The sequence below is a fragment of the Streptomyces sp. NRRL B-24572 genome, from assembly GCF_002156145.1.
Classification (GTDB): domain Bacteria; phylum Actinomycetota; class Actinomycetes; order Streptomycetales; family Streptomycetaceae; genus Streptomyces; species Streptomyces vietnamensis.
This window is the reverse complement of record NZ_MWIG01000175.1, coordinates 1-22,818: the sequence shown is the minus strand read 5'-3', so window position 1 is coordinate 22,818 and position 22,818 is coordinate 1. Positions and strand designations below refer to the sequence as shown.

At 71.7% G+C, this 22,818-nt stretch carries 22 protein-coding genes and 4 pseudogenes; 15 read left to right on the top strand and 11 right to left on the bottom strand.

Going from position 1 to position 22,818, the window contains the following annotated elements; translation table 11 throughout:
• The 6 genes and pseudogenes from CCN56_RS11570 to CCN56_RS42560 form a co-directional block, all read left to right on the top strand.
• A pseudogene (locus CCN56_RS11570) lies at window positions 1-386 on the top strand (hypothetical protein); the annotation flags it as partial.
• An 82-nt stretch (window positions 387-468) separates the two neighbouring features.
• On the top strand, window positions 469-2,067 hold the full coding sequence (gene lnt / locus CCN56_RS11565; protein WP_086826171.1) for an apolipoprotein N-acyltransferase: 1,599 nt from the start codon (window positions 469-471) through the stop codon (window positions 2,065-2,067).
• Window positions 2,068-2,126: 59 nt separating this feature from the next.
• A complete protein-coding gene (locus tag CCN56_RS11560; protein ID WP_086826169.1) occupies window positions 2,127-2,609 on the top strand; it encodes an NUDIX domain-containing protein in 483 nt (160 codons plus the stop codon).
• Between the two features lie 55 nt (window positions 2,610-2,664).
• The gene (locus CCN56_RS11555) at window positions 2,665-3,504 is read left to right on the top strand and encodes a 3-hydroxybutyrate dehydrogenase (protein ID WP_256961916.1); all 840 of its coding nucleotides are present in this window, start codon (window positions 2,665-2,667) and stop codon (window positions 3,502-3,504) included.
• A 68-nt stretch (window positions 3,505-3,572) separates the two neighbouring features.
• Window positions 3,573-5,468: a GAF domain-containing protein gene (locus CCN56_RS11550; protein WP_086826166.1), complete on the top strand. Its 1,896-nt coding sequence runs from the start codon at window positions 3,573-3,575 to the stop codon at window positions 5,466-5,468.
• 266 nt (window positions 5,469-5,734) lie between these two features.
• Window positions 5,735-5,953 (top strand): hypothetical protein, encoded by a 219-nt coding sequence (locus tag CCN56_RS42560; RefSeq protein WP_143664496.1) that lies wholly within the window; start codon window positions 5,735-5,737, stop codon window positions 5,951-5,953.
• Window positions 5,954-6,165: 212 nt separating this feature from the next.
• Here the strand turns inward: CCN56_RS42560 and CCN56_RS11545 are convergent, their stop codons facing one another.
• The 4 genes from CCN56_RS11545 to CCN56_RS11530 form a co-directional block, all read right to left on the bottom strand.
• Entirely contained in the window at window positions 6,166-7,533 is a 1,368-nt protein-coding gene (locus CCN56_RS11545; protein WP_086826165.1) for an MFS transporter, read from the bottom strand.
• Between the two features lie 139 nt (window positions 7,534-7,672).
• The gene (locus tag CCN56_RS11540) at window positions 7,673-8,161 is read right to left on the bottom strand and encodes a serine hydrolase (RefSeq protein ID WP_256961915.1); all 489 of its coding nucleotides are present in this window, start codon (window positions 8,159-8,161) and stop codon (window positions 7,673-7,675) included.
• 145 nt (window positions 8,162-8,306) lie between these two features.
• Window positions 8,307-8,861, bottom strand: coding sequence for a dihydrofolate reductase family protein (locus CCN56_RS11535; RefSeq protein ID WP_086826163.1), 555 nt, complete (start codon window positions 8,859-8,861; stop codon window positions 8,307-8,309).
• Between the two features lie 96 nt (window positions 8,862-8,957).
• A complete protein-coding gene (locus CCN56_RS11530; RefSeq protein WP_256961914.1) occupies window positions 8,958-9,593 on the bottom strand; it encodes a helix-turn-helix domain-containing protein in 636 nt (211 codons plus the stop codon).
• Window positions 9,594-9,761: 168 nt separating this feature from the next.
• Between CCN56_RS11530 and CCN56_RS44430 the strand changes: the two are divergent.
• Window positions 9,762-10,067 (top strand): annotated as a pseudogene (locus tag CCN56_RS44430) (IS5/IS1182 family transposase); the annotation flags it as partial.
• A 13-nt stretch (window positions 10,068-10,080) separates the two neighbouring features.
• On the opposite strand, the gene CCN56_RS11525 reads toward CCN56_RS44430, so the two are convergent.
• On the bottom strand, window positions 10,081-10,401 hold the full coding sequence (locus tag CCN56_RS11525) for a helix-turn-helix transcriptional regulator (protein ID WP_086826159.1): 321 nt from the start codon (window positions 10,399-10,401) through the stop codon (window positions 10,081-10,083).
• A gap of 84 nt (window positions 10,402-10,485) precedes the next feature.
• Here CCN56_RS11525 and CCN56_RS11520 point away from each other — a divergent pair, with 84 nt between their 5' ends.
• From CCN56_RS11520 to CCN56_RS44425, 7 genes and pseudogenes are all read left to right on the top strand, one after another.
• On the top strand, window positions 10,486-10,836 hold the full coding sequence (locus tag CCN56_RS11520) for a VOC family protein (protein ID WP_086826180.1): 351 nt from the start codon (window positions 10,486-10,488) through the stop codon (window positions 10,834-10,836).
• Between the two features lie 233 nt (window positions 10,837-11,069).
• Window positions 11,070-12,338, top strand: coding sequence for a helix-turn-helix domain-containing protein (locus tag CCN56_RS11515; protein ID WP_256961913.1), 1,269 nt, complete (start codon window positions 11,070-11,072; stop codon window positions 12,336-12,338).
• 523 nt (window positions 12,339-12,861) lie between these two features.
• Complete coding sequence (locus tag CCN56_RS11510; RefSeq protein WP_086826154.1) at window positions 12,862-13,323, top strand: DUF2871 domain-containing protein; 462 nt, start codon at window positions 12,862-12,864, stop codon at window positions 13,321-13,323.
• Window positions 13,324-13,331: 8 nt separating this feature from the next.
• The gene (locus CCN56_RS11505; protein ID WP_086826152.1) at window positions 13,332-13,700 is read left to right on the top strand and encodes a DUF4267 domain-containing protein; all 369 of its coding nucleotides are present in this window, start codon (window positions 13,332-13,334) and stop codon (window positions 13,698-13,700) included.
• Between the two features lie 110 nt (window positions 13,701-13,810).
• Window positions 13,811-14,320, top strand: coding sequence for a cupin domain-containing protein (locus CCN56_RS11500; protein ID WP_086826150.1), 510 nt, complete (start codon window positions 13,811-13,813; stop codon window positions 14,318-14,320).
• Between the two features lie 719 nt (window positions 14,321-15,039).
• Window positions 15,040-15,636, top strand: a complete 597-nt coding sequence (locus tag CCN56_RS11495; RefSeq protein WP_143664495.1) for a hypothetical protein — start codon at window positions 15,040-15,042, stop codon at window positions 15,634-15,636.
• A gap of 70 nt (window positions 15,637-15,706) precedes the next feature.
• Window positions 15,707-16,076, top strand: a pseudogene (locus CCN56_RS44425) (alpha-L-fucosidase); the annotation flags it as partial.
• A gap of 22 nt (window positions 16,077-16,098) precedes the next feature.
• Here CCN56_RS44425 and CCN56_RS45785 read toward each other — a convergent pair.
• The 6 genes and pseudogenes from CCN56_RS45785 to CCN56_RS11460 all read right to left on the bottom strand — a co-directional run.
• A pseudogene (locus tag CCN56_RS45785) lies at window positions 16,099-16,389 on the bottom strand (transposase); the annotation flags it as partial.
• A gap of 155 nt (window positions 16,390-16,544) precedes the next feature.
• Entirely contained in the window at window positions 16,545-17,765 is a 1,221-nt protein-coding gene (locus CCN56_RS11480; protein ID WP_086826146.1) for a metallophosphoesterase, read from the bottom strand.
• 412 nt (window positions 17,766-18,177) lie between these two features.
• Complete coding sequence (locus CCN56_RS11475; RefSeq protein ID WP_179199800.1) at window positions 18,178-18,399, bottom strand: helix-turn-helix transcriptional regulator; 222 nt, start codon at window positions 18,397-18,399, stop codon at window positions 18,178-18,180.
• 168 nt (window positions 18,400-18,567) lie between these two features.
• Window positions 18,568-18,975: a hypothetical protein gene (locus CCN56_RS11470; RefSeq protein ID WP_218779403.1), complete on the bottom strand. Its 408-nt coding sequence runs from the start codon at window positions 18,973-18,975 to the stop codon at window positions 18,568-18,570.
• A 710-nt stretch (window positions 18,976-19,685) separates the two neighbouring features.
• The gene (locus CCN56_RS11465) at window positions 19,686-20,312 is read right to left on the bottom strand and encodes a hypothetical protein (RefSeq protein WP_179199799.1); all 627 of its coding nucleotides are present in this window, start codon (window positions 20,310-20,312) and stop codon (window positions 19,686-19,688) included.
• A gap of 220 nt (window positions 20,313-20,532) precedes the next feature.
• Complete coding sequence (locus CCN56_RS11460) at window positions 20,533-21,936, bottom strand: DUF11 domain-containing protein (protein ID WP_086826139.1); 1,404 nt, start codon at window positions 21,934-21,936, stop codon at window positions 20,533-20,535.
• 538 nt (window positions 21,937-22,474) lie between these two features.
• Between CCN56_RS11460 and CCN56_RS43855 the strand changes: the two genes are divergently transcribed.
• On the top strand, window positions 22,475-22,818 hold a 344-nt coding region (locus CCN56_RS43855; RefSeq protein WP_218779402.1), incomplete at its 3' end, for a hypothetical protein.

Here is a 22,818-nt window from a genome sequence, read left to right as displayed (position 1 = left end):
TGATCGGCTGTGTCGCCGCCGGACTGCTCGTCCTCTTCGGCACCCTCGCCTTCGTCCACGTCGCCGTGAAGGTCGACGACCGCGCCATGGAGGTCCGCTGCGGCCACATCGGCGTGCCGCGCCGCCGCATCCCGCTCGCCCAGGTCGTCGGCGCCGACTTCGCGCCGAGCGTCAGCCCGTGCCAGTGGGGCGGCTGGGGCTACCGCTGGCGGCCCGAGAAGGGCACCGCCGTCATCGTCCGGCGCGGCGAGGCCCTCGTCCTGCGCCTCGGTGACGGCCTCACCTTCACGGTGACCGTCGACGACGCCGAATCCGCGGTCCGCGTCATCCGCGCCCGCCTCCGCCGCCCGGCGCCGCCGGTCCCGCCCGCGGCGACCGGTGTGTGACCCGACGGGGCAGTCCACACGGCCTTCGGGCCGGGCCGTACCGATCTCCGCGCGCCCAGGGGCGGCACGTAGACTCCGCAAGGTGAGCGCCACCATCACCCCCGTCGACGCGTCCGGACCCGACACCGCACCCACGCCGGGCTCCCGGCTCCGGCGGTTCGCGCGGCCCGGGGCGGCTCTGCTGTCAGGGTTCCTGCTCTTCCTGAGCTTCCCGCCGCGCCCCCTGTGGTGGCTCGCGCTGCCCGCCTTCGCCCTGCTCGGCTGGACCCTGCGGGGCCGCCGGCTCCGCGCCGGATTCGGCCTCGGCTACCTCGCCGGACTCGGCTTCCTGCTCCCGCTCCTCGTGTGGACCGGTGAGGAGGTCGGCGCCGGTCCGTGGCTGGCCCTCGCCGCCGTCGAGGCACTGTTCGTCGCCGCCGCCGGACTCGGCATCGCGGCCGTCTCCCGGCTCCCCTGGTGGCCCTTCTTCGCCGCCGGGGTGTGGATCCTCGCGGAAGGGGCACGCGCGCGCGTGCCCTTCGGCGGCTTCCCCTGGGGCAAGGTCGCCTTCGGGCAGGCCGACGGCCTCTTCCTGCCGCTCGCCGCCGTCGGCGGCACCCCGGTGCTCGGCTTCGCCGTCGCCCTCTGCGGCTTCGGCCTGTACGAGGCGTACCGGCGGTTCCGTGCCTGGCGGGCCACCGGCACCGTGCCGCGCGGCCCGCTCGCCGCCGCGGCGCTCTCCGTCCTCGTCCCGGTCACCGGCGCCCTCGCCGCGCTGCCCCTCGTCGACGACTCCGCCGAGGACGGCACCGCCACCGTCGCCGCCGTCCAGGGCAACGTGCCCCGCCTCGGCCTCGACTTCAACGCCCAGCGCCGGGCCGTCCTCGACAACCACGTCGCCCGCACCCGCGAGCTCGCCCAGGCCGTCAAGGAGGGCCGCGAACCGCAGCCCGACTTCGTGCTGTGGCCGGAGAACTCCTCCGACATCGACCCGTACGCGAACGCCGACGCGGCCGACGTCATCGACGGCGCCGTCAGGGCGATCGGCGTGCCCACCGTGATCGGCGCCGTCGTCACCCCCGAGACCGGCAAGCTCCGCAACACCCTCATCGAGTGGGACCCCGAGCGCGGCCCCGTCGCCACGTACGACAAGCGGCACGTCCAGCCCTTCGGCGAGTACATCCCGATGCGGTCCTTCGTACGGATCTTCAACAGCAACGTCGACCGGGTGGCCCGGGACTTCGGCGCCGGCACCAAGGTCGGCGTCTTCGACCTCGCCGGTACGAAGGTCGGCCTCGCGACCTGCTACGAGGCGGCCTTCGACTGGGCCGTGCGCGACACCGTCACCCACGGCGCCCAGCTGATCACCGTCCCCAGCAACAACGCCACCTTCGGCCGCAGCGAGATGACCTACCAGCAGCTCGCGATGAGCCGGGTGCGCGCGGTCGAGCACAGCCGGTCGGTCGTCGTGCCCGTCACCAGCGGGGTCAGCGCGATCATCCGCCCCGACGGCGAGATCGTCGCGCAGACGAAGATGTTCACCCCGGACGTCCTGGTCGAGAAGGTGCCGCTGCGCTCCTCGCAGACCCCCGCGACCCGCCTGGGCACCCTGCCCGAGGCCCTGCTCGCGGTGCTCGCGGCGGCCGGTCTCGGCTGGGCCGCCGCCCGCGCGGTGCGCGCCCGCCGCACCCCGACGGCCTGAGGCCCGAGAAGGCCCGCCGCACCCCCGGCCCCGATCCGCAGATGATCTAGGGTCGGGGCATGGGTACTCCTGACTTCATCCGCGAACTGCGCGAGACGGCCGGCCACCAGCTGCTCTTCCTGCCGGGCGTCAGCGCCGTCGTCCTCGACGACCGGGGACGGGTCCTGCTCGGCAAGCGCGCCGACAACGGCCTCTGGGCGATCATCGGCGGCATCGTCGACCCGGGGGAGCAGCCCGCCGACGCCGTGGTGCGCGAGGTGCACGAGGAGACCGCCGTGCGCTGCGTGCCCGAGCGGATCGTGCTCGTGGAGACCCTGCGCAAGCCCGTCGTCTACCCCAACGGCGACATCTGCCAGTACATGGACGTCGCGTTCCGCTGCCGGGCGATCGGGGGCGAGGCGCGGGTCAACGACGACGAGTCGACCGAGGTCGGCTGGTTCGGCGTGAACGAACTGCCCGAGATGAAGCGCTTCTCGTACCTGCGGATCGAGAAGGCGCTCGCCGACGAACCCACATGGTTCCGCACCACAGAGACCAGCTGAACTATAGGCCCGGCGCACATCGGTGGGGGACGGGCCCGTTCATAGGGTGCGGAGCATGAGCGCCCCCATCACCGTCCCCGGCACCGAGCCCGGTGCGGACGTCGCCTCGCCCCTGCCCCGCGCCGCGGGCCTCGCCCTCGACCTCACCGGCCGCACCGCGCTCGTCACCGGCGCGGCCGGCGGCATCGGGCGCGCCTGCGCGCTGCGGCTCGCCGCCGCCGGGGCCCGGGTCAGAGCCGTCGACCGGGCCGCCGAGGGCCTTCGGACCCTGGCCGAGGAGGCCGACGCGCTCCCCGGCGCCCTCGAAACCCGGCTCCTCGACCTGACCGACCTGGACGCGGCGGAAGCCGCGGCCGCCCGCACCGACATCCTCGTCAACAACGCCGGGATCCAGCTGGTCCGCCCCATCGAGGAGTTCCCGCCGGACGTCTTCCACACCGTGCTCACCGTGATGCTGGAAGCGCCCTTCCGGCTCATCCGGGGCGCCCTGCCCCACATGTACGAGCAGGGCTGGGGGCGGATCGTGAACCTCTCCTCCGTCCACGGGCTGCGCGCCTCCGCCTTCAAGTCCGCCTATGTGGCCGCCAAACACGGCCTCGAAGGCCTCTCCAAGACCGCCGCCCTCGAAGGCGCCCCGCACGGCGTCACCTCCAACTGCGTCAACCCCGGCTACGTCCGCACCCCGCTCGTCGAACGGCAGATCGCCGACCAGGCCGCCGCACACGGCATCCCGCCCGAGCGCGTCCTGACCGAGGTCCTCCTCAAGGATTCGGCGCTCAAGCGGCTCATCGAACCGGAGGAGGTCGCCGAAGCCGTCCTCTACCTCTGCACCCCCCAGGCCTCGTTCATCACCGGCACCTCCCTCACCCTCGACGGCGGCTGGACCGCCCACTGAGCCGGGCCCCCGGACCGTTTGTCCACAGGGGTGGTGCGACCACACGTACGGCAGGTATCCCTGTGTCCATGTCCCATGAACACGTCTCCTACCTGGAACTCCTCGCCCGGGGAGCGGCATCGGAGGCCTACGACCGGCCCGTGCTGCTCGCCCGCGCGAGCGGCGCGGGCCCCGAGGCGCTGGCCGAGCTCGAAGAGGCCAAACAGCTCGCGCTGCGGGTCCGGGCAGAGCTGGAGGGGCGGCGGCGCCGCGAGGCGGAGCTGTCCGCGCTCTTCGCCACCGCCCACGACCTCGCGGGACTCCGCGACCTCGACGCGGTGCTGCGCGCCATCGTCCAGCGCGCCCGCTCGCTCCTGGGCACCGAGGTCGCCTACCTCAGCCTCAACGACCCGGCCGCCGGCGACACCTACATGCGGGTCACGGAGGGCTCGGTCTCCGCCCGGTTCCAGCAGGTCCGCCTCGGCATGGGCGAGGGGCTCGGCGGCCTGGTCGCCCAGACCGCCCGCCCCTACGTCACCGAGGACTACTTCCAGGACCCGCGCTTCCAGCACACCCGCACCATCGACGCGGCCGTACGGGACGAGGGCCTCGTCGCCATCCTCGGAGTGCCGCTCAGCCTCGGCAGCCAGGTCATCGGCGTGCTGTTCGCCGCCGACCGCAGGGCCAGGGTCTTCGAGCGCGAACAGGTCGCGCTGCTCGGCTCCTTCGCCGCGCACGCCGCCGTCGCCATCGACACCGCCAACCTGCTCGCCGAGACCCGCTCGGCCCTCGCCGAACTGGAGCGGGCCAACGACATCATCCGCGAGCACAGCGCCGTCATCGAGCGGGCCTCCGAGGTCCACGACCGGCTCTCCGAACTGGTCCTGCACGGCGGCGGCGTCCACGACGTGGCCGACGCCGTCTCCGAGGTACTCGGCGGCACCGTCGAGTTCACCGAGGCGGGCGCCGGTTCGGCCCGCCGCGCCGGGGGCCACGCGCTCCGCGAGGGCGACGACTGGGTGGCCGCCGTGTCCGCCGGCGGCGAGACCCTCGGCGCGCTCGTGCTCCACGGACAGCCCGAGCTCGACCCGGTCGACCAGCGCACCCTGGAGCGCGCCGCCCTGGTGACCTCCCTGCTGCTGCTCGCCCGCCGCTCGGCGGGCGAGGCCGAGCAGCGGGTGCGCGGCGAGCTCCTCGACGACCTCCTCGACGCCCCCGACCGGGACCGCCGTCTGCTGCGCGAGCGCGCCGCCCGCCTCCGTACCGACAGCGAGGCTCCGCACGTCGTGCTCGCCGCCCGCATCGACCGGGCCGCCGACGCGGCCGTCGCCGACTCCGACGCGGGCGGCCGCGAGAGCGCCGACCGCCAGCGCCTGTGGTCGGCCGCCTCGCACCTGGCCGCCACCCGCCACGGACTCGCCTCGGCCCGCGACGGCGGCACGGTCCTGCTGCTTCCACTCGGCCCGGGGGAGAGCGCCGCCGACCTCGCCCGGCAGACCGCTCGGGACCTCGGCGGCACCCTGCGCGAGCCGGTCACCGTCGGCGCCTCCGCTCCCGTACGGACGCTTCTCGACCGCCCGGACCAGGTGGCCGTCGCGTACGAGGAGGCCCGCCGCTGCCTGGACGCGCTCGTCCTGCTGCACCGCAAGGGCCAGGGCGCGGCCGCCGAGGACCTCGGCTTCCTCGGCCTCCTCCTCGCCGACGGGCGGGACATCGACGGCTTCGTGGGCCGGACGATCGGCCAGGTCGTCGACTACGACCGGCGGCGCGGCACCGATCTGGTCCGCACCCTGGACGCCTACTTCGCCAGCGGCATGAGCCCGGCCCGTACCAAGGACGAACTCCACGTCCACGTCAACACGGTGGCCCAGCGCCTGGAACGCGTCGCCCGGCTCCTCGGCCCCGACTGGCAGTCCCCGGCCCGCGCCCTGGAGATCCAACTGGCCCTGCGCCTGCACGCGATGTCGGCGGCCGTCGCCCGCTGAGCGGCGGGCAGGCGCCGCGTCGGTGAGATCAAGCCAATGAGTTGGCGGCTTAACTGCGCTCGCTGGCTGCCGAATTGACGAGCAGTTAGCCTGGCGGCAGAAAGTGATACGCTTGTTCGGAGGTCTCATTGACTGCCTCGCTCGGAGCGTGGCCCCGGCCGGCCGGCTTATGCCGGACCCGCTGACCGGTCCACCCCATGAAGCACGCCCCACCTGGGTGAGGTGTGCCCTGCCCGAGCGAAGAACAAGTCAATGGAGGCACCCTCGTGTCGGCTCATGCCACTCCGTCGAACATCTGCAGGCACCCCGGGCGTGACGTGGCGATCGTCGCCCTGTCCGCCGTCGTGGTCGCCCTCGTCGCCGTTGTCGTCGTCATGGCGGTGAACGGCGGCCCCCTGGCCATCCTGGGAGCGGGCGGCACCAGCCTGGCCGCGAGCTTCACCGTGGGCATGGGCGTCCTCCAACACCTCAGGCCCGGCCACTAGCGCCGCTTCAGTCGGCGTCCGCCCTGCCGACGCCGGCGCTCAGGCGCCGGTCGTCGGCGTGGCGGTGTGCGGACGGTCCCGACGTCGCTCGCAACACGGCGAGCGACGCCCGCACCACGTAGCGGCGGGGTGAAGGTCGCTCGACGACACCGAGAGGCCCCCGCCGCCCCGTGGGCGGAGAGGGCCTCTCGGTGTACGGGTCGGGGCTCCGGTCAGGCGTCGGCGCGGACGCGGGCCTGCTCGGTGCTCCGGTCGGCGATCTCGCCGAGGTCGCGTTCGCGGGTCTCGCGGGCGCAGGCGAGGGCGACGACGGTGAGCAGCGCGGCGGCGATCACGTACAGGGCGATCGGCGTCGAGGTGCCGTAGTCGGCGAGGAGCGCGGTCGCGATGAGCGGCGCGGGCGCCCCGGCGGCCACGGAGGAGAACTGGGCTCCGATGGAGGCGCCGGAGTAGCGCATCCTGGTCGCGAACATCTCGGAGAAGAAGGCCGCCTGCGGTGCGTACATCGCCCCGTGCAGGACCAGACCGACGGTGACGGCGAGCAGCAGCGAACCGAAGCTCCCGTGGTCGATCAGCAGGAAGAACGGGAACATCCAGGCGCCGACGCCGACCGCGCCGATCAGGTAGACCGGCCTGCGGCCGATCCGGTCGGAGAGCGCGCCCCAGGCGGGGATGACGGCGAAGTGGACGGCGGAGGCGATGAGGACGGCGTTCAGGGCGGTCTGCTTGCTCAGGCCGACCTGGGTGGTCGCGTACACGAGGATGAACGCGGTGATCACGTAGTACGAGATGTTCTCCGCCATGCGGGCGCCCATCGCGATCAGCACGTCCCGCCAGTGGTGCTTCAGCACGGCGACCAGCGGCATCTTCTCGACCTGCCCGGCGACCGCCTTGCGCTCCTCGGCGGCGGCGAGGGCCGCCTTGAACACGGGCGACTCGTCGACCGACAGCCGGATCCACAGGCCGACGACCACCAGGACGCCGGAGAGCAGGAACGGAACGCGCCAGCCCCACGAGGCGAAGGCGGCGTCCGAGAGCAGCGCGGTCAGCGCGGACAGCACACCGGTCGCGAGCAACTGCCCGGCGGGCGCCCCGGTCTGCGGCCACGAGGCCCAGAACCCGCGCCGCTTCGCGTCCCCGTGCTCGGACACGAGCAGCACGGCCCCGCCCCACTCGCCGCCGAGCGCGAAGCCCTGCACCAGGCGCAGCGTCGTGAGCAGGACGGGAGCGGCGGAGCCGACGGTCGCGTGCGTCGGCAGCAGCCCGATCGCGAACGTCGCCCCACCCATCATCAGCAGGCTCAGGACCAGCAGCTTCTTCCGCCCGAGCCGGTCCCCGTAGTGCCCGAAGACCAGCGCGCCGAGCGGCCGCGCGGCGAACCCGACCGCGTAGGTCAGGAACGACAGCAGCGTCCCGACCAGCGGATCGGACTCGGGGAAGAACAGCTTGTTGAACACCAGCGCGGCGGCCGACCCGTACAGGAAGAAGTCGTACCACTCGATGGTCGTGCCGATGAGGCTGGCGGCGACGATGCGCTTGAGGGAACCGGGTGGCGTGGGGGAGGGAGTTGCGGCGGCCATGTGCACCACTTCCAGGCAGGTACGGGGACGTTTTGGTGTCGCCACACCGTAGGAAGACGCAGGTCAGGGGCGTATGTGGTGGGACACCATAGTTCGACGCTCCTGCATGCGCCCGGCCGCCATGGCTCTCCTTGTGGCCTCACGGAGCCTTGCGGCGCGGCCGAATCAGGGCCTGTCCGTGTTGCGCCGACATCCGGGCCAGGATGTAGGTGGTCGAGTCGTCGTAGACGTGCCGCGTTCCCTCGGCCGTGGCGAACGGCAGGCTCAAAAAGCCCTTTACCAAGCCGTCGGGTTCCCGCTCCCACGCCTCGGCGGGGTGCCCGCACGTCATGGACGGCAAGTGAGGAACAGTGATGCGGCGCCCCTGCTCCGAGACGTCGGCCGGGACGCGGTCGGGCAGCACGTCCACCACACGGTCGTCCAGCGAGAGCAGCCCCTCGTCGATCGCGATGATCGAACGGGACGACATCCCCGAGGCGGCCGGCGCCGAACGGGAAAGCAGGGTGCGCCGGGACCGCATTCCGGCTTTCCAGCGCATCCCTGCGAGCGGGACGTCGAGCCGGACCTCGCACGCGCTGCCGCCCAGCGCGGCCCGCTGCCGTGTCACCGAGGCCGGCGTCTCCGTCATGGCTGTCGGGCCCTGGAAGGCGCGGCTACCTCGCGAGGGCAGACCCGAGCCGCAGATGTTCGCAGCAGAGCGCCGGCAACCCGCCCACCGGCCCTACGACAGTGCCACTGAACGGAGCAGCCTGACTGCCGCTACGGTCCAGCGCTCAGCGCACCGGGCGGTAGGTCGCGATGATCACGCCGCTGCCGGTGGGCTCGGCGCTCACCAGCTCCAGCTTCTTCAGAGCGGCGTCGTCGACGAACAGCTTCTTTCGGCCCTCGCCGGCCACCACCGGGTGGATCAACAGCACCAGCTCGTCCAGCAGGTCGAGTTCCAGCAGCGAACGAACCAGCGTCGGGCTGCCCGCGACGGTGATGTCCTTGCCCTCGCCTGCCTTGAGCTTCTCGATCGCGGCCGCCAGATCGCCGTCGATGAGCGTACTGTTGGCCCAGCCCTCGACGCTGTCCAGCGTGGAGGAGACGACGTACTTGGGCGAATCGTTGATCCACTTGGCGAAACCGGCGTCCTCGCCGCTGGTCACCGTCGGCCAGTACCCGGCCCACTCGGTGAAGGTCACCCGGCCCATCAGAATCGTGTCCGCCGTTTCCAGCGCCTTCCCCAGCGCAGCGCCCATCTCCTCGTCGAAGGCGAACTGCCATTCGTTCGGCGACTGGACGACACCGTCGAGCGAGATGAACGGACTCGAAACGACCTTGCGCATGATTTCTCCGTGATGAGTTCCGGACCGTCTGCCCGGTGACGGCCGGGACGGCCCTGCGACCGGGACGAGCCGACCTCGTCGGCTACGCCAGGAAACCTATGCGGGCATCGAGGACGAGGGCTTGTACAGAAGCGACAGGGGCTCGGTCCCGTCCGGACGGCACAGCCCGGTGGCGGTCCTGCCGATGTACCGGGTCAAGGACCGCGCCAGATGCGGCTGGTCGAAGTAGCCCAGCCGGTGCACGACGTCCTGGGCCCGTTCACCCTCCTGAATCAGAATCGCGGCCTCACGGGCGCGGTGGATCTGCCGGACGGCACCCTGGGTGAGGCCCGTCGCCGCGACGAAGCGCCGCTGGAGGGTGCGCTCGGAGACATCGGGGGCAGCGCCGTCGAGCACGGCGGGCACGATCGGGTCGCGGTCCACGATGCCCTCGCGCACCATGCGCCGTACGAACGACTCCGCGTTGTCGTAATCGGGCGGGTGCCAGGCAGAGCCCTTCAGCCAGACGGAGCGCCGCGTCACATCGGGTATCTCCGCGCTCGTGCCCACGAGCCGGCTGATCGGTACGTGCGGCATCGAGGTGCCCAGGGCGAAGCTGATGCCGAAGAACGTGGCGTCCTTGGGGACGGGAGCTGGACATGCCCTGGGTTCTGGGCCCAGGACGACCGCCTGGACCTGACCGTGGTGCTCCCAGAAGACGAGCTCCCAGTGCGCTGCCGCAACCGACGTCATCCGGCACACTCCGTCGCTGCGGCTGCGCCACACACGCTCGATGTACGGCAGCTCCGACGGTCTGCTCTCGATCTCCAGACCCAACCGGGTCCCCCCCCCGTTCTCCGTGCCTGAGCCGCCAGTGTGTCACGCCGTCCGGCGGCCGGGCCGCGTGCGAGATGCGTGGGGAGGACCGGCCCGGATCGGAACGATGAAGTCCTGGGACGGCCACGCGGTGGTCTGACAACCGAGATCCGTCTTGAGGCAGAGGGGAAGCGTCGACCCCGGGCGTTGCTCCTCACGCCTGGGCAGTGGGCGACGCGCTCCGGATGATCTCGGTTCCGGACCGTGTACGCGTCGTTCGACCGGGTGGTGGCCCCCTGGACCCGACCCGACCACTTGGGCGGCGACCGGGCGTACTCCTCCCGTCGTGACCGGCGCTGTCCGCGGCGTCGGAAGATCAAGCACACCGTCCCGGAGCTGAAGACGCGGCAGTGACCCGCGGGGGTCACGCGATGCCGGCGTGGCGGTCGACCTCGTCCAGCACGGCGTCGAGCAGACGGGGGAAGCGGGCGTCGAGCTCTTGGCGGCGGAGGGTGACCAGGCGGGTCTTCCCGCTGGTGCGGACGGAGATGACGCCCGCTTCGCGCAGGATGCGCCAGTGGTTGGACAGGGTGGAGCGGGCCACGGTGACGCCTTCCGGGCTGCAGGTGCACTCTCCGCCCGCAGCCAGGCGTCGCAGCAGGTCCAGGCGGACCGGGTCGCCCAGGGCGTGCAGCACGGTGGCGATGTCGAAGTCCTGGGGCTGGGGCTGGGGCAGCGCGGGCATCGATTCGTCCTCCTCCGGATCCGTGTCTATGATGACGCACGATTCCACAATTCGGGAATGTCGAATTGATCTTGAGGGGTGAGCGTGAAGGTACTGAGGACACTGGCTCGGCTGTACGCGGACGATCTGGATCGGGTGTTGCCTTCGCTGCGCGAGCTGACCGGGGAGGACGTCAGGATGCGCTTCCCCTATGCCGACGTGGAACTGGCCGGTATCGGCGGATTCCTGGTCGTGGCGGGTACGGAGGAGGCCCTCGCCCCCTTTCGGAACGTTCAGAGCACGGTCCTCGTCGACAGTCTCGACGGCCTGCGCGACCTTCTGGACACGCACGGCGGCGAGATCCTCTCCGGCCCGAACCAGGTGCCCACTGGCCGTAACGCCATGGTGCGACACCCTGGTGGCATCGTCTTCGAGTACGTGGAGCACACCGCCTGACGGTCTGATGCGGGTGACCCGACGGGGATCGCCACACGACCCGTCGGACACCCTCCAGGAGCCTCTGCGCGACTGGTACCACCAGACCAAGACGGACCGGGGCGGCCGGCGCTCCGGCCGGCGCCCTGAGCCGACTCGCCAACCGCACTGCCGCTGGGAGTCATCGGAGTCGAGCGGACCGATCCGATCCAGGACACTCGTCTGATCCGGGGCGCGTGCGGGAAGAGGGGGCCGTGCTGGTCGGTGCGTGGGGTGGTGAGGAAGGCGCGCATCGCCGGGACGCAGGTGACCCGGTCGTCGGTGTGGACGGCGAGAAGCACGAACTGATCGGCGACTTCGGAACGCCGGGCACGAATGGCGGCCACAGGGCGGCCCGTGCAGGTGAGACGCGCGACTTCTCCGGCCGGGCCGAACCGGCCCGGCATATTGCGCCGCGAGTGATCGTTGCGTGGGCCGAGAGAGAAGGCCGAGCCGGGTGCAAGAAGCAAGCTGGAGGCTTGACGATGTGGCATGGGGTGGATTCGGTACAGGTGCCGGTGACGGACCGGTTCGACTGGTTCGCGCAGACGGTGTCCAGCGCGTTGATGCCGTCGGCGTTCGCTCCGCAGGACGCTGCCGGATTCCGGGCGGAGGGCGCCTTCCTGGACCTCGGTGCGGCCCGGATGTCGAGGTTCTCGTTTTCGCCGTTGCTTTCGTGGCGCACACCGGCGCTGATCCGCCGTGGGGATCCGGAGCAGTACCAGCTGGGACTGGTGACCGCGGGAACCGCCTGGTACGCGCAGGGCGAGGGTGAGGCGGAGTTGCACGCCGGGGACATGGTGCTGTGGGACACCTCCCGCCCGTACAAGTCCGGTTCGGGCCTCGATGGCAGCACAGTGGAAGCCCTCGTCCTGCAGATACCCAAGGCGCGGATGCCACTGCCCTCCCAGCAGATCGACCGACTGCTCGCACGGCGCATGTCCAGCGGCACGGGCATGGGAGCGATCCTGGCCCAGTTCCTGGTCTCCCTGGCCGGGAACGACCCAGACTGCAGGTCCCTGGATCTGACGGTGCTCGCCAACACGGCAGTGGAGCTGGCAGTTTCGTGTCTGGGCCGGCACCTGGGCGCGGAAGTGCACGCGCCGGCCGACGCCCGGGCGCAGGTCATGCGGCGCCGGATCGATACCTTCATCGAACAGAGGCTGGGCGACCCGGGCCTGACACCCCGTGCGATCGCCGATCACCACCACATCTCGCTGCGTACCCTGTACACGCTGTTCCAGAGCCATGACGACCTTCATGACGGGAGCGAGGGGGTGGCGGCGATGATCCGCCGACGCCGACTGGAGCGCTGCCGGGCCGACCTGGCGCGTCCGCAGCTGCGCCATCTGGCCGTTCACGTCATCGCCGCTCGGTGGGGGTTCACCAGTACGGCGACCTTCAACCGGACATTCCGTGCCGCCTACGGGACCACTCCGCACGCCTACCGCACCGAGGCAGGGGAGTCTGGTCGGAAGGCATGACCCGCCGGACAGGTCGCACATCCGCCCGGGCGCATGAGCTGACGACGCTCGACGGATCCTGGGCGCGGCGGAACCGGTACGACCTCTTCCAGGACGCAACCCTCGCACAGACCTTGCACGCGTTGCCAGTGAGGTCTGCACGCGATGGACCTCACCACATGCGGCGCCGACCTAGCATCTGAACAGCAAGATCGACAGAGGTGACCCGCAGTTCCAGGCACACCGACAGAGTCCCCCGAGCGCAAGCGCCTTGACCCTTGAGCGCGGCGGCGCATGTATGGCTTCGCTGCCGTGACCATGGACACCCGCAACACCTGTGGCGCCATCTCGGTGGTGTCGTGATCACTTCGGGCGCCTCGATTTGCCGTAGCCGAGCCGAGCCGAGCCGAGCCGGGCCGGGCCGGGCCGGGCCGGGCCGATCGCTCGTGCGCAGCGCGGTCGTTGCCCCTTGGCGGTCGGCGCTCTCGCCCTCGGCTCTGCTCCGTCAGTCGTGGAATACCGAACCCGAAGAAAGCAACCGCGCATGAAGAAACTACTCAACGCCGCCCATCTCTACATGATCCTCGGTGTGGTCAGCGGCCTGTACTACCGGGAACTCACCAAGGCCGAGCATTTCACCGGGCAGACCCAGCTGGGTGTCGTGCATACCCATGTCCTCGCCCTGGGAACGCTGTTCTTCCTCGTCGTGCTCGCCCTGGAGAAGCTGTTCTCCCTGACCGCCAGCGCGCTGTTCGGCTGGTTCTTCTGGATCTACAACGCAGGCCTGGTCATCACCGTCGGCATGATGACGCTGCACGGCACCCTGACCGTCCTCGGGCACGACAGTGGCGCCGCAGTCGCCGGTACCGCCGGCCTCGGCCACATCCTGCTGACCGCAGGTCTGGTCCTGCTGTTCGTCACCATCGGCAAGCGTCTGCCGGCCCAGCCGCCGGCATCCGCCGCGGGCGCGACCGCCGTGGCCCGTGCAACGCTCCGGAACCGGTGACACCCTCCATGACGATCACCGCATACACCCTCGCTGTTCTTCTCGATCTGCTCGTCCTGTTCGTCGGTGCGCGATTCCTCTACTCCCCGCATGCCGCGGCGAGCGGCTACGGAGTCGCGTCCACGTCCGGCAGTCCCACCGCCTACCTGCGCATCAAAGGCCTGCGTGACGGCAGTTACGGCCTGCTCGGCCTCGCCCTGCTCGCGTTCGTCGGGCCCCGCGCCGAAGCCTGGTACATGCTCGTCGTCGCACTGCTGCCCCTAGGTGACACCTTCATCGTGCTGCGCAACGGCGGCTCCAGGGCGGCCGCCTTCGGCATCCACTTCGCCACCGCTGTCCTGGTGCTGGTGGCGGCCGCCCTGCTGTTCACCCTCTGATCCGGCCCATGTCCTCGACGTCGAGCCGCTTCGCCATGTCACTGTGCAACTCCATCCGATGCCGCGGTCGCCGGAGACGGCGACCTGAACCCCTCACGAAGGATCGACGGATGTCCCTCATCACCGGAGATTTCGATGAATCCGTGGTGGTCCGCGCCGCGCAGGCCGAGGTCATCGGCCGGGCCCCGAGCACTGTCCGCCTCCTGGCGGACAGCGGCGCAACCGGTGGCGCCCTGTCCACTCAGCGGGTCACCCTCACCAACGGCGCGGACGGTGCCCGACCGCACCACCACGCCCACTCGGCCGAACTGTTCTACCTGTTGGACGGCACCGCGCAGCTTCTGTCCGGCGAGCAGCTCGTCACAGCCGAACGCGGCGACCTGGTCATCGTTCCACCCGGCCTGGCACACGCCTTCGCGGCCGCACCCGGCCACGACGCCGACATCCTCATCGTCATCACCCCGGGCGTCGAGCGCTTCGAATACTTTCGGCACCTCGAGCGCATCGCTTACGGCAAGGTCCCACCCGAGAGCCTTCTGGATGTCCAGGAGCTCTACGACACGTACTTCGCGACCAGCAGCACCTGGACCAACGCCAGAGAGACTCCCCCTGTCGGCTGACCGGAAACCGGCCGGCGCGGCGGGCACTCCGCGGGGCTTCCCGGTCGAGGGCATCACGCGTTCCGTTCGGCTGCCTGGCAGGCTCAGCGACAGGCGATCCGGGACGGCCGTGTGCGCCACTGTCGGTGATCGCCCCCGGCTCGTTGACCGGCCCGTGCTCTGTGCGGGCAGGCTTCTTTCCGAGACCTGGCCGGCAGGAGACTTTCCCGTGCTGGTTCGGTGCTGACTTCAGGGCGGCCAAGCGGGATGAAGCGCAGGTCAGAGGCGTATGTGGTGGGACAGCACAGTTCGACGCTCCCGCATGCGCCCGGCCGCCATGACCCGCCTGCGCGGCCTCACGGAGTCCTGCCGAGCAGCCGAATCAGTACCTGTCCGTGTTGCGCTGACTGGCGATGATATGAGGCCGCCGTGCTGACTTCCGTGCTGACTGAAACCTCAGCAGGTTCCTCAAGGCCCGAGCCGAGGAGCGCGATGTCCACACCTCCCGGCGCCGGCCCGTTCGCCCTCAGCCTTGCGCGGCTCGTCACCGATGCCCCGCTCTGACGTGGACACCCTGCGAACGTCCTCTTCAGCTTGTTGTTTAACCTCAATGGTCGAAATGCCCCTCGAAATAAGCCGGTTGCCTGGGCATTCCACGAACGTTGGGGCGGAGTAATCCGCTGGCCATGTCTACGTTGGGCCTTGCTGACTACGGGGGGGATCTCGGATCATGCATGTCCATGGCAGATGTAACTGCGGTGCTCGGGCTGGTCGGCGGGTTAGGCACAGCGGTGATCGGTGCAGTCGGCGGCAGCCTCCTGCAGCGATCGAAGAATCGGCAGGACAGAGCCGCAATCGCGGTGCAGCGCGCCGATGACGGGGACGAGCGACGGCGACTCGCGAATGAGCTGATGCTGGAGATCATCACCTCCGCGCGGACCGCCAACCGTGCACTGCTGGCCTCACTCGAACGATTCGTGCAGGACGCTGAAGCTGGTCGGTCGGTCGATGCTGACCGCTTTGATGAGCAGGTCGGCACGCTGGAGGCTGATCTCGTTGGCGCACTCCACCGCTTGGCGGCGAGCGAGACGGCTATCGTGCCGACGGAATCCCTTACTGGTGAAGACAGGCCTTTCGCCGAAGTTGTGGCGGACATGACCGCCTCCACACGGAAGCGCCTCCTGGAAGTCGCCTCTGGCTCCTCCATGGACCGCCTGGAGACTGACTTCCGTAGGGCACGTGCCACGTCTGCCGACCTGGATGTGTTCCTCCGCGCTCAGACCGAGGTTGTCGTGGGACGGCCACTCGGATTCAGGCTGGCGATAGACGAGGTGTGATCTGTATAGGTCCGCCCGGCTGCCTACGATCCACGTACCCGAACTCCTTTGAGCCACGCTCAGCTTGCTCCTCGAGGGCCTCGGGGCATGGATCGCCCGGCACACGGAGGCTGTGTACGACACGGTCGCCGGCCTCCCGCCCGGACACCACTACGGGCCGTCGACCCTGTCCGCGGACCGGCGCACGCTGTACCTCTTCCGTTCCGACGGGCCGCGCGCCCCGGTGAGTCTGCGCGGCCTGCGCACCCCGATCCGCCGGGTGAGGGTCCTGGGGCCGGGCACGGAGCTGGGCCACGACCTGGTGGGCGGACTGCACGACGCGCCAGGGGGCCACTGGATCGATCCGCCCGCGCCCGGGGATCTTGGACCCCCGTGCCACCGTGCCGGCCGTCGAGCTCGACGGCCCGGCCGCTCTGTACCGCGGCGCGGGCCGCGACTGAACCGACGGCGTCCGGCCCCCGAGTCGCAGCAGGCGATCAGGACGTCCTCGACGCCGCGGTTCTTCAGCTCCGCGAGCCAGGCCGTCCAGGTCTTGGCGCCTTCGCCGCCGGAGCCTGCCCACACGCCCAGGACGTCACGCTCGCCTTCGAGGTCGATCCCCACGGCGATGTGGAAGGGCCGGTCGGCGACCGCGCCGTCGCGGATCCTCAGCACGGTCGCGTCGATCGTCACCACCGCGTAGACGCGGTCCGAAGGCCGCTGCCGCCAGGCGTCGAGCCCCTCGGTGATCTTGTCGGTCGCCCGGGAGATCAGGTCGCGCGAGCATCTCCGCCTCCAGGGCGCCTTCCAGGACCAGCTTCACCAGTCACTTGAGCAGGCCGTTCCCCCGACCGGATCGAGTCCCTCGCTGCGGGCCCGGTTCACCGGCTGCTCGGCCGGCTCGCGGTCCAGCTCGGTCGGTCCCGCCCTCAGGGCGAGGTGGGCTGCTGCGGGGAGCGGAGCACGAGCAGCGTGATCTCACTGGGGGCGAAGACGCGGAAGGGCGGGCCCCAGAAGCCGGTGCCGCGGCTGGTGTAGAGGAGGGTGCGAGCGCCGTGGTGGCTGAGGCCGGCGACGGAGGGCTGGTCGAGGCGGACCAAGTGGTGGAAGGGCCAGATCTGGCCGCCGTGGGTGTGGCCGGAGAGCTGGAGGTCGATGCCGTGGGCCGCGGCCCGGTCGATGAACTTGGGCTGGTGCGCGAGGAGGAGGACGGGCAGGTCGGGATCGGCGCCCTGGAGGGCTCCGGCGAGGTGGGCGCGGTGCCCCGCCAGTCCGGAGGACTCGGCCGTGACGTCGTCCACGCCCGCGACCACGAGGGTGTCACCCCCGCGTTCGAGCAGGAGATGACGGTTGCGCAGCGGCTCCCAGCCCAGCTCGTCCATCAGGTCGACCCAGCCCTGGGCCTCGCTGTAGTACTCGTGGTTGCCGGTGACGTACACCCGGGCCCGCGTCGCCCGCACGGTGCTCAGCGGGGCGGCCTGGGCGCGGCGGCGTTCGGCCGTGCCGTCCGCGATGTCGCCGGTGTGGCACACCAGGTCCGCCTCCAGAGCGTTCACCGTCTCGCAGACCCGGGCCGACCAGCGGGCGCGGTCGAGCGGGCCGTAGTGGGTGTCGGTGATCAGGACGACTCGGGTGCCGTCCAGCCCCGGCCCCAGACGCGGGAGCCGCACATCGAGCCGACGCACGCGTGGTACGCGCCGGGCCTCGAAGTACCCCCATCCGAGCAGTACGGCGGTCAGGCCGAGGACCGCCCAGGTGACGATCCGCGCGCGGTCCTGTCCGTCACCGACACCGGCCACGGTCAGCGCGAGCCGCAACAGAACGCCGAACAGCACCGACCAGGTGAACAGCACCCAAGCGCCGCCCAGCAACGTGTCGCCCACGATCGCGGCCCGGTCCTGCTGACGCCGCCCGTGGCCGCGCACCATCGCGAGCGGCATGGCGACAAGGCCGAGGGCGAACAGCGCGGTGCCGGTCATCGCGACGGGCAGTGGCCAGTGCTGTCCCGCGTACAGGAGGACCCAGCAGGGCACGGACCACAGAAGGAGGGGCGCGATCAAGGGGATGTACCGCATCAGGCGCTGCAACCCGCTCCGTGACGCCTCAGGCGCCTCCCCGGCGGCAGATCGGGTGTTACCGGTGTCAGCCATACGTCCTCCAGAGGTTCTGTCCGACGGACGGATCGTACGAGCAGCGGACCCGGGCGCCGTCAGCGGCCCGATCGTCTCGTGACGTCCTCGATCGCGGCCGCGACGAGCCGGGCGTCGCGGGTCAGGACTCGCGTGTGTTCACTGTTCGTGGTGCCGAAGACGGTCACGTGGTCGTTGTGGGCGGCGGCCTTCGCGACGGCGGCGCGGATGGCGTGGTCCTGCCGGCCGGTGGCACCGGGGAGTTCAAGGCCGCCCGCGGGGGGTCCTGGTGGGATCGCGTTCGGCGGACCGGCTGACCGCCGGACGAACCCCGTCGGTGGGAGGGGGCGTCCAGAGGCGGGATGCACGGGACATCAGGCCCGGGGGCGGCCGGGCCTCGGCGGCCCGGCCACGGCGTGATCCGCCGGCCTGGTCAGGACCCGCCGACGGGAGTCCCCTCGGTGACGTCCGTGCCCGGCATGCCCGTCTCGGCCAGGTGCACGGCCGTCAGGCGCGCGAGCTCGACCCGGCTCGAGACGCCCAGTTCGGCGAAGACGTTGCGCAGGTGGGCGTCCACGGTGTGGCGGGACAGGAACAGCCGGTTGGCGACCTGGCGGTTGGTGAGTCCGCCGGCCACGAGCCGTACCACCCGCATCTCCGACAGTGTGATCGCGCCCCAGCCTTCCGCCTGCCGGTCCGCCGACCGCGGCATCCTGCGGTGTACGCCCAGGGCGCGCAGTTCCTGCCGTGCCCGCGCCGCGCCGCGCCGGGCGCCCGCGGTGCCGTGGAGGGTGAAGGCCTCTTCCCACAGTGCCAGGCCTCGTCACGGTCCGCGGTGACCTTCGCCGTGTCCTCCAGGGCCGCGGCCAGGGCCAAGGGACGCGGGGCCGAACGCCACAGCCCCACCCGCCCGCCGCAGCCCGCCGGGGCTGCCCGACAGCAGTGCGTCGACGTGCACGGCGGCGGCCTGGGCCGACGCCAGCCGCGGGCTGCGGACGGCGAGCAGCCGGGACGCCTCCGCCGCGCGCCCGGCCTGCTCGGGCAGCCCCGCCCGTAATGCGATCCGCACCAGCTCGGGCCCGAGCCCGGGCTCGTAGCACAGGGGGCGGATCCAGTCGGGCAGGATCGCCCACAGCCCGTCGCCGGGGTCGGCGGCCTCCTGGTCGCCGGCGGCTTGCGCGTCGCGCAACAGCACGTCCGCCAGCAGCAGTTCGTCGACGGCGACCCGCACCCCGCCATCCGCGAACCCGCGCGCGGTGGTGAGCAGGGCCCGGGCGGAGGCGAGGTCGTCGCGCCAGATCGCCAGGCGCGCCAGCAGCGCGCGGGTCGCCTGGGCCGTGGGGGAGTGCCCAGGGCGAGGGCGCTGTTCAGCGTCGCCTCGGCCTCGGCGGTGGCCTGTGCGAGCCGCCCCGCGGCCAGCCACAGCCGCGATCGGTGGCCACGAAGCCGGGGTACGGCCCAGGGCGCGCCGAGCTGTTCGGCCTCCCGCTGGCCCAGGTCGAACGCGGCCTCGGCCTCGGCGAAACGCTCGGAGACGGCGAGGGCCTCGCCGAGCCATCTGCGGGGCGCGTGCCGGCGCGCCTCACCGCCGCTGTGCTCGGCGACGGCGGTCGCCCGCTCGGCGAGGACCACGGCCTCCTCGACCCGCCCGGCCGCGAGAGCGGCCCGCGAGCGGGCGGTGCACCCCGACGTCACGGCGGCCGGCGCCCCTGCGGCTTCGCCCAGCCGGACCGCTTCGTCCCCGGCCGCGCCGACGGCCGTCGACACGATCCGAAGAGCGTGCCGGCGTCCCACCAGCGGAGCCGGTTCCCGGTCACGGCCCGACGTGCCCACCATGTGCGTTCCCCCTCGCGCAGGGCCGGTGCGCCGGCCGATGCCTGTCGGCCCGTGACCAACGGGGTGGAAGGAAATCACCAGGCAGGAGGAGGCCGGCCGCGGGGATCAGCCGCCGGACGTCTCCGCGTCGGCCCGACGGCGCCCTCCCGCGGAGGCGACCAGCGCGTCCGCGACGACCGCCGCGTCCGCCTCCGCGACATCCGCCGGATACTCCGGCAACAGGTCGTCCCACACCGGCAACCACGAACCGTACAGCTGGGCTTGTCCCGCGGGCCGGGCGAAGAACCAGATGTGCAGGTGCGCTCCGCCGTCCCCGATCCGGTAGACGTGAGCGCGCGAGACGTGCTCCAGAGCCTGCACGTGACGGACGATGTGCGTGGTCAGTACGCCCAGCTCGGCCGCCAGCTCGTCGGGCAGGTCGGCCATGTCATGGTGGTCGAGCGGATGCAGCATGAGCACCAGCGGCACCCCGACGCCCGTGATCCGCGTCAGCCGCCAGTTGTCGTTGAACCAGATCCCCTCACCGCGCCGGCGGCAGGAATCGCAATCGGACGGATCCTCGCCGCGCCGCGCCGGCTCGGGCAGGACGGGAGGCCGCAAGGGCGAGACACGCAGTCCGTCCTCCTCGAACGGGCTGATCTCCCAGCCGGTCATCCGCGCCAGCGGAAGCCGGTGCTCCGCGTCCGAGGCCGCGAGCGCGTGGTCGTAGAACTCTTCAGGTCGCAAAGCCATGGTGCGAAGACTAGTTCGAGCGGTGGCCGCGAGGTGGGCGTCCCCAGCAGCGTGACCCCCGGTGCCCGGTCCCACCGGTGGCCGGCCGGCAGGGCGTGGTGGGGGCACAGGACCGGCGCGGTGCCGGTGTGCGCGGGCGCGGCGCCGGCCGGCAGCGGCCGGAGCCGACTCCAGTGGCTCCGGCACCTGATGGGGCCGGCCCCGCTCCTTTCGCGTCGGGTCAGCTACGGGGGACGCACGGGGCGCAGCAGGCCGGTGCGGGTTCGACGCAGACGGTGACGGAGTCGGTGTTGTCGGCCGGGTCGGGGTCCTTTTCGGCGGCGGTGACGGTGGCCGTGTTGGTGAGGCGCGCCGGCCTGGTGGCCTTCGCCCGCAGGGTGAGGGTCGCGCGGGCGCCGACAGCCAGTTCACCGACGGTCCACTGCCCGGTCTCCGGGGCGTAGGCGCCGACGTCGGCGTCGGCGGACAGGAAGGCGAGCCCGCTCGGGAGCCGGTCGGCGACCGTGACGCCGGTCGCAGGGCTGGGACCGGCGTTGTGGACGGTCAGACGGTAGGTGACGGTCTGTCCGACGGTCACGGTGGTGGCGTCGGCCGCCTTGGTCACGTCCAGGTCGGCGGCCGGCCTGACCGCGGTCACGGCCTCGTCGGACGTGGACGTCAGTGGCTCCGGGGTGGAGCCGAGCCGGTTCTCGTACGTGGCGACGGCGGTGTTGGCCACCCGGGTGCCCGCCGTCCGCAGACCGAGGGTGACCCGGTACTCGACGGTGGTGCCCCGTGGCAGTGCGGCGGTGTTGGCCAGGCTGCCGCCCTGGGCGGCGGAGGCACCGGTGCCGAGTCGGAAGGTGACCGTGTCGCTCCCGGAGTCGTACGAGGCCTGGTCGTCACCCGCCTGATCGGTCTTCACGCCCGCGTTCGGGCCGTCGACGATCCGCAGCGAACCGGGCACGTACGTCGTCCCCGGCGGCAGGACGTCGGTGAGGGTGAGCCGTTCGGCGGCCCCGCCGCCCTCGTTCCTGGCGGTGATCCGGTAGGTGACGACATCGCCGACGTCCAACGGACCTTCCGGCACCGCGCTCTTGGTGAGCACCACGTGCGGAGCGGTGCCGAAGAACACGCCGTCGAGGAAGTTGCCGATCCCGCGGTTTCCGCCGGCCGCCGAGACGGACCGGAAGGCGAAACGGGTCGTGGTCTGCCCGGCCGGGACGGTGTAGGTGCCCGTGTAGTACCCCCACGCCGTGTTGCCGTCGGTGAAGGTGCGCTGCTCGACCGCGCTGCCCGGGGCGCCGATGTCCAGGGCCATGGTGTCCTGCCCCTGTCGGCCGCGGTGGTAGAGCCGCCAGTACAGCTTGGTGCCGGGCGTGGTCGGCAGGTCCTGGTAGAGGGTGGAGACCTCGTTGGCGTTGAGCTCGGCGAACTGCTCGCCCTCCGCGGAGGGGACGCCGTTGAAGCCGGAGTGCCACAGCTCGATCATGTGGTCGGTGGCGGTGGTGAGCCAGCCCGGGACGTGCCGCGGAGCCTGGGTCTGGGAGGCGTCCGGCAGGAACGCCATCTCGGTGACGGACGGCTGCTCGAAGCTTCCGTTGACGAGGGCGACCCGGAGCGGGACGGAAGGAGGTGTGCTCATGGTGACTTCTCCGATCGGTCGGCAGTGCGCGAGGCCCCCACGCCCCGGACGCCGCGCTGCGCACGGAAGGGGAGGAAGGGGCCGGAACGCTCTGTAGCTCAGCGCCCCCGCAGCGCCGCGTACAGCCGGGGAGGAGGGGTCCCGGCCAGCTCCGACGGGTGGGTTTACGCGCACCGACCTCACGTGTCACGGCGCCGCGGCCCCTCGCCGGCGCCTCCCGGAGGTCCCGCCGGCCACCCCTGGATCACCGTCCCCGCGCATCCCTGTCGCGCTGACCGGATGACAGTGCTCTCTGGCGTTCACGCGCCACCAGAAGGAGTGAATCGAAGGTGCTCGGGTTGACGCACGCATGTTCCAGACTGCGCAGACGGGTACGCGCACGCCGCCCGGGTGAGGCCGCACCATGGTGTTGAGCAGGAGGGCGGGCGTACGGTGGAGACATGGCCGTACCCGGTTCAAGCCTGCCCGGCAGGAAGAGCGAAGCGGACCCGCGTGGGCGGGGACGATACGGGAAGCCGCCCTGGACGGCCCGCAGGGGGTGGAGCGCGGCCGCCCCGGATTCGCCGCGGCCGCGGTCGTGGAAGCGCAGGGCTGCGCTTCCGGTCGCCGTCCTCGCCATCGCATCGTCGGCGATGACGGCCTGTTCGTCCTCTCCCTCCCCCGCACCGACCCCGTCCACGTCGGCGCGGGGGAGGGAGAGGACGAACAGGCCGTCATCGCCGACGATGCGATGGCGAGGACGGCGACCGGAAGCGCAGCCCTGCGCTTCCACGACCGCGGCCGCGGCGAATCCGGGGCGGCCGCGCTCCACCCCCTGCGGGCCGTCCAGGGCGGCTTCCCGTATCGTCACCGCCCACGCGGGTCCGCTTCGCTCTTCCTGCC

Coding starts and splice junctions, on each gene's coding strand:
- CCN56_RS11560 (WP_086826169.1), top strand. CDS start 2,127: ATGGGTACTCCTGACTTCATCCGCGAACTGCGCGAGACGGCCGGCCAC.
- CCN56_RS11555 (WP_256961916.1), top strand. CDS start 2,665: ATGAGCGCCCCCATCACCGTCCCCGGCACCGAGCCCGGTGCGGACGTC.
- CCN56_RS11550 (WP_086826166.1), top strand. CDS start 3,573: ATGTCCCATGAACACGTCTCCTACCTGGAACTCCTCGCCCGGGGAGCG.
- CCN56_RS11545 (WP_086826165.1), bottom strand. CDS start 7,533: ATGGCCGCCGCAACTCCCTCCCCCACGCCACCCGGTTCCCTCAAGCGC.
- CCN56_RS11540 (WP_256961915.1), bottom strand. CDS start 8,161: ATGACGGAGACGCCGGCCTCGGTGACACGGCAGCGGGCCGCGCTGGGC.
- CCN56_RS11535 (WP_086826163.1), bottom strand. CDS start 8,861: ATGCGCAAGGTCGTTTCGAGTCCGTTCATCTCGCTCGACGGTGTCGTC.
- CCN56_RS11530 (WP_256961914.1), bottom strand. CDS start 9,593: ATGACGTCGGTTGCGGCAGCGCACTGGGAGCTCGTCTTCTGGGAGCAC.
- CCN56_RS11525 (WP_086826159.1), bottom strand. CDS start 10,401: ATGCCCGCGCTGCCCCAGCCCCAGCCCCAGGACTTCGACATCGCCACC.
- CCN56_RS11510 (WP_086826154.1), top strand. CDS start 12,862: ATGAAGAAACTACTCAACGCCGCCCATCTCTACATGATCCTCGGTGTG.
- CCN56_RS11505 (WP_086826152.1), top strand. CDS start 13,332: ATGACGATCACCGCATACACCCTCGCTGTTCTTCTCGATCTGCTCGTC.
- CCN56_RS11500 (WP_086826150.1), top strand. CDS start 13,811: ATGTCCCTCATCACCGGAGATTTCGATGAATCCGTGGTGGTCCGCGCC.
- CCN56_RS11495 (WP_143664495.1), top strand. CDS start 15,040: ATGGCAGATGTAACTGCGGTGCTCGGGCTGGTCGGCGGGTTAGGCACA.
- CCN56_RS11480 (WP_086826146.1), bottom strand. CDS start 17,765: ATGGCTGACACCGGTAACACCCGATCTGCCGCCGGGGAGGCGCCTGAG.
- CCN56_RS11475 (WP_179199800.1), bottom strand. CDS start 18,399: ATGCGGGTGGTACGGCTCGTGGCCGGCGGACTCACCAACCGCCAGGTC.
- CCN56_RS11465 (WP_179199799.1), bottom strand. CDS start 20,312: ATGGCTTTGCGACCTGAAGAGTTCTACGACCACGCGCTCGCGGCCTCG.
- CCN56_RS11460 (WP_086826139.1), bottom strand. CDS start 21,936: ATGAGCACACCTCCTTCCGTCCCGCTCCGGGTCGCCCTCGTCAACGGA.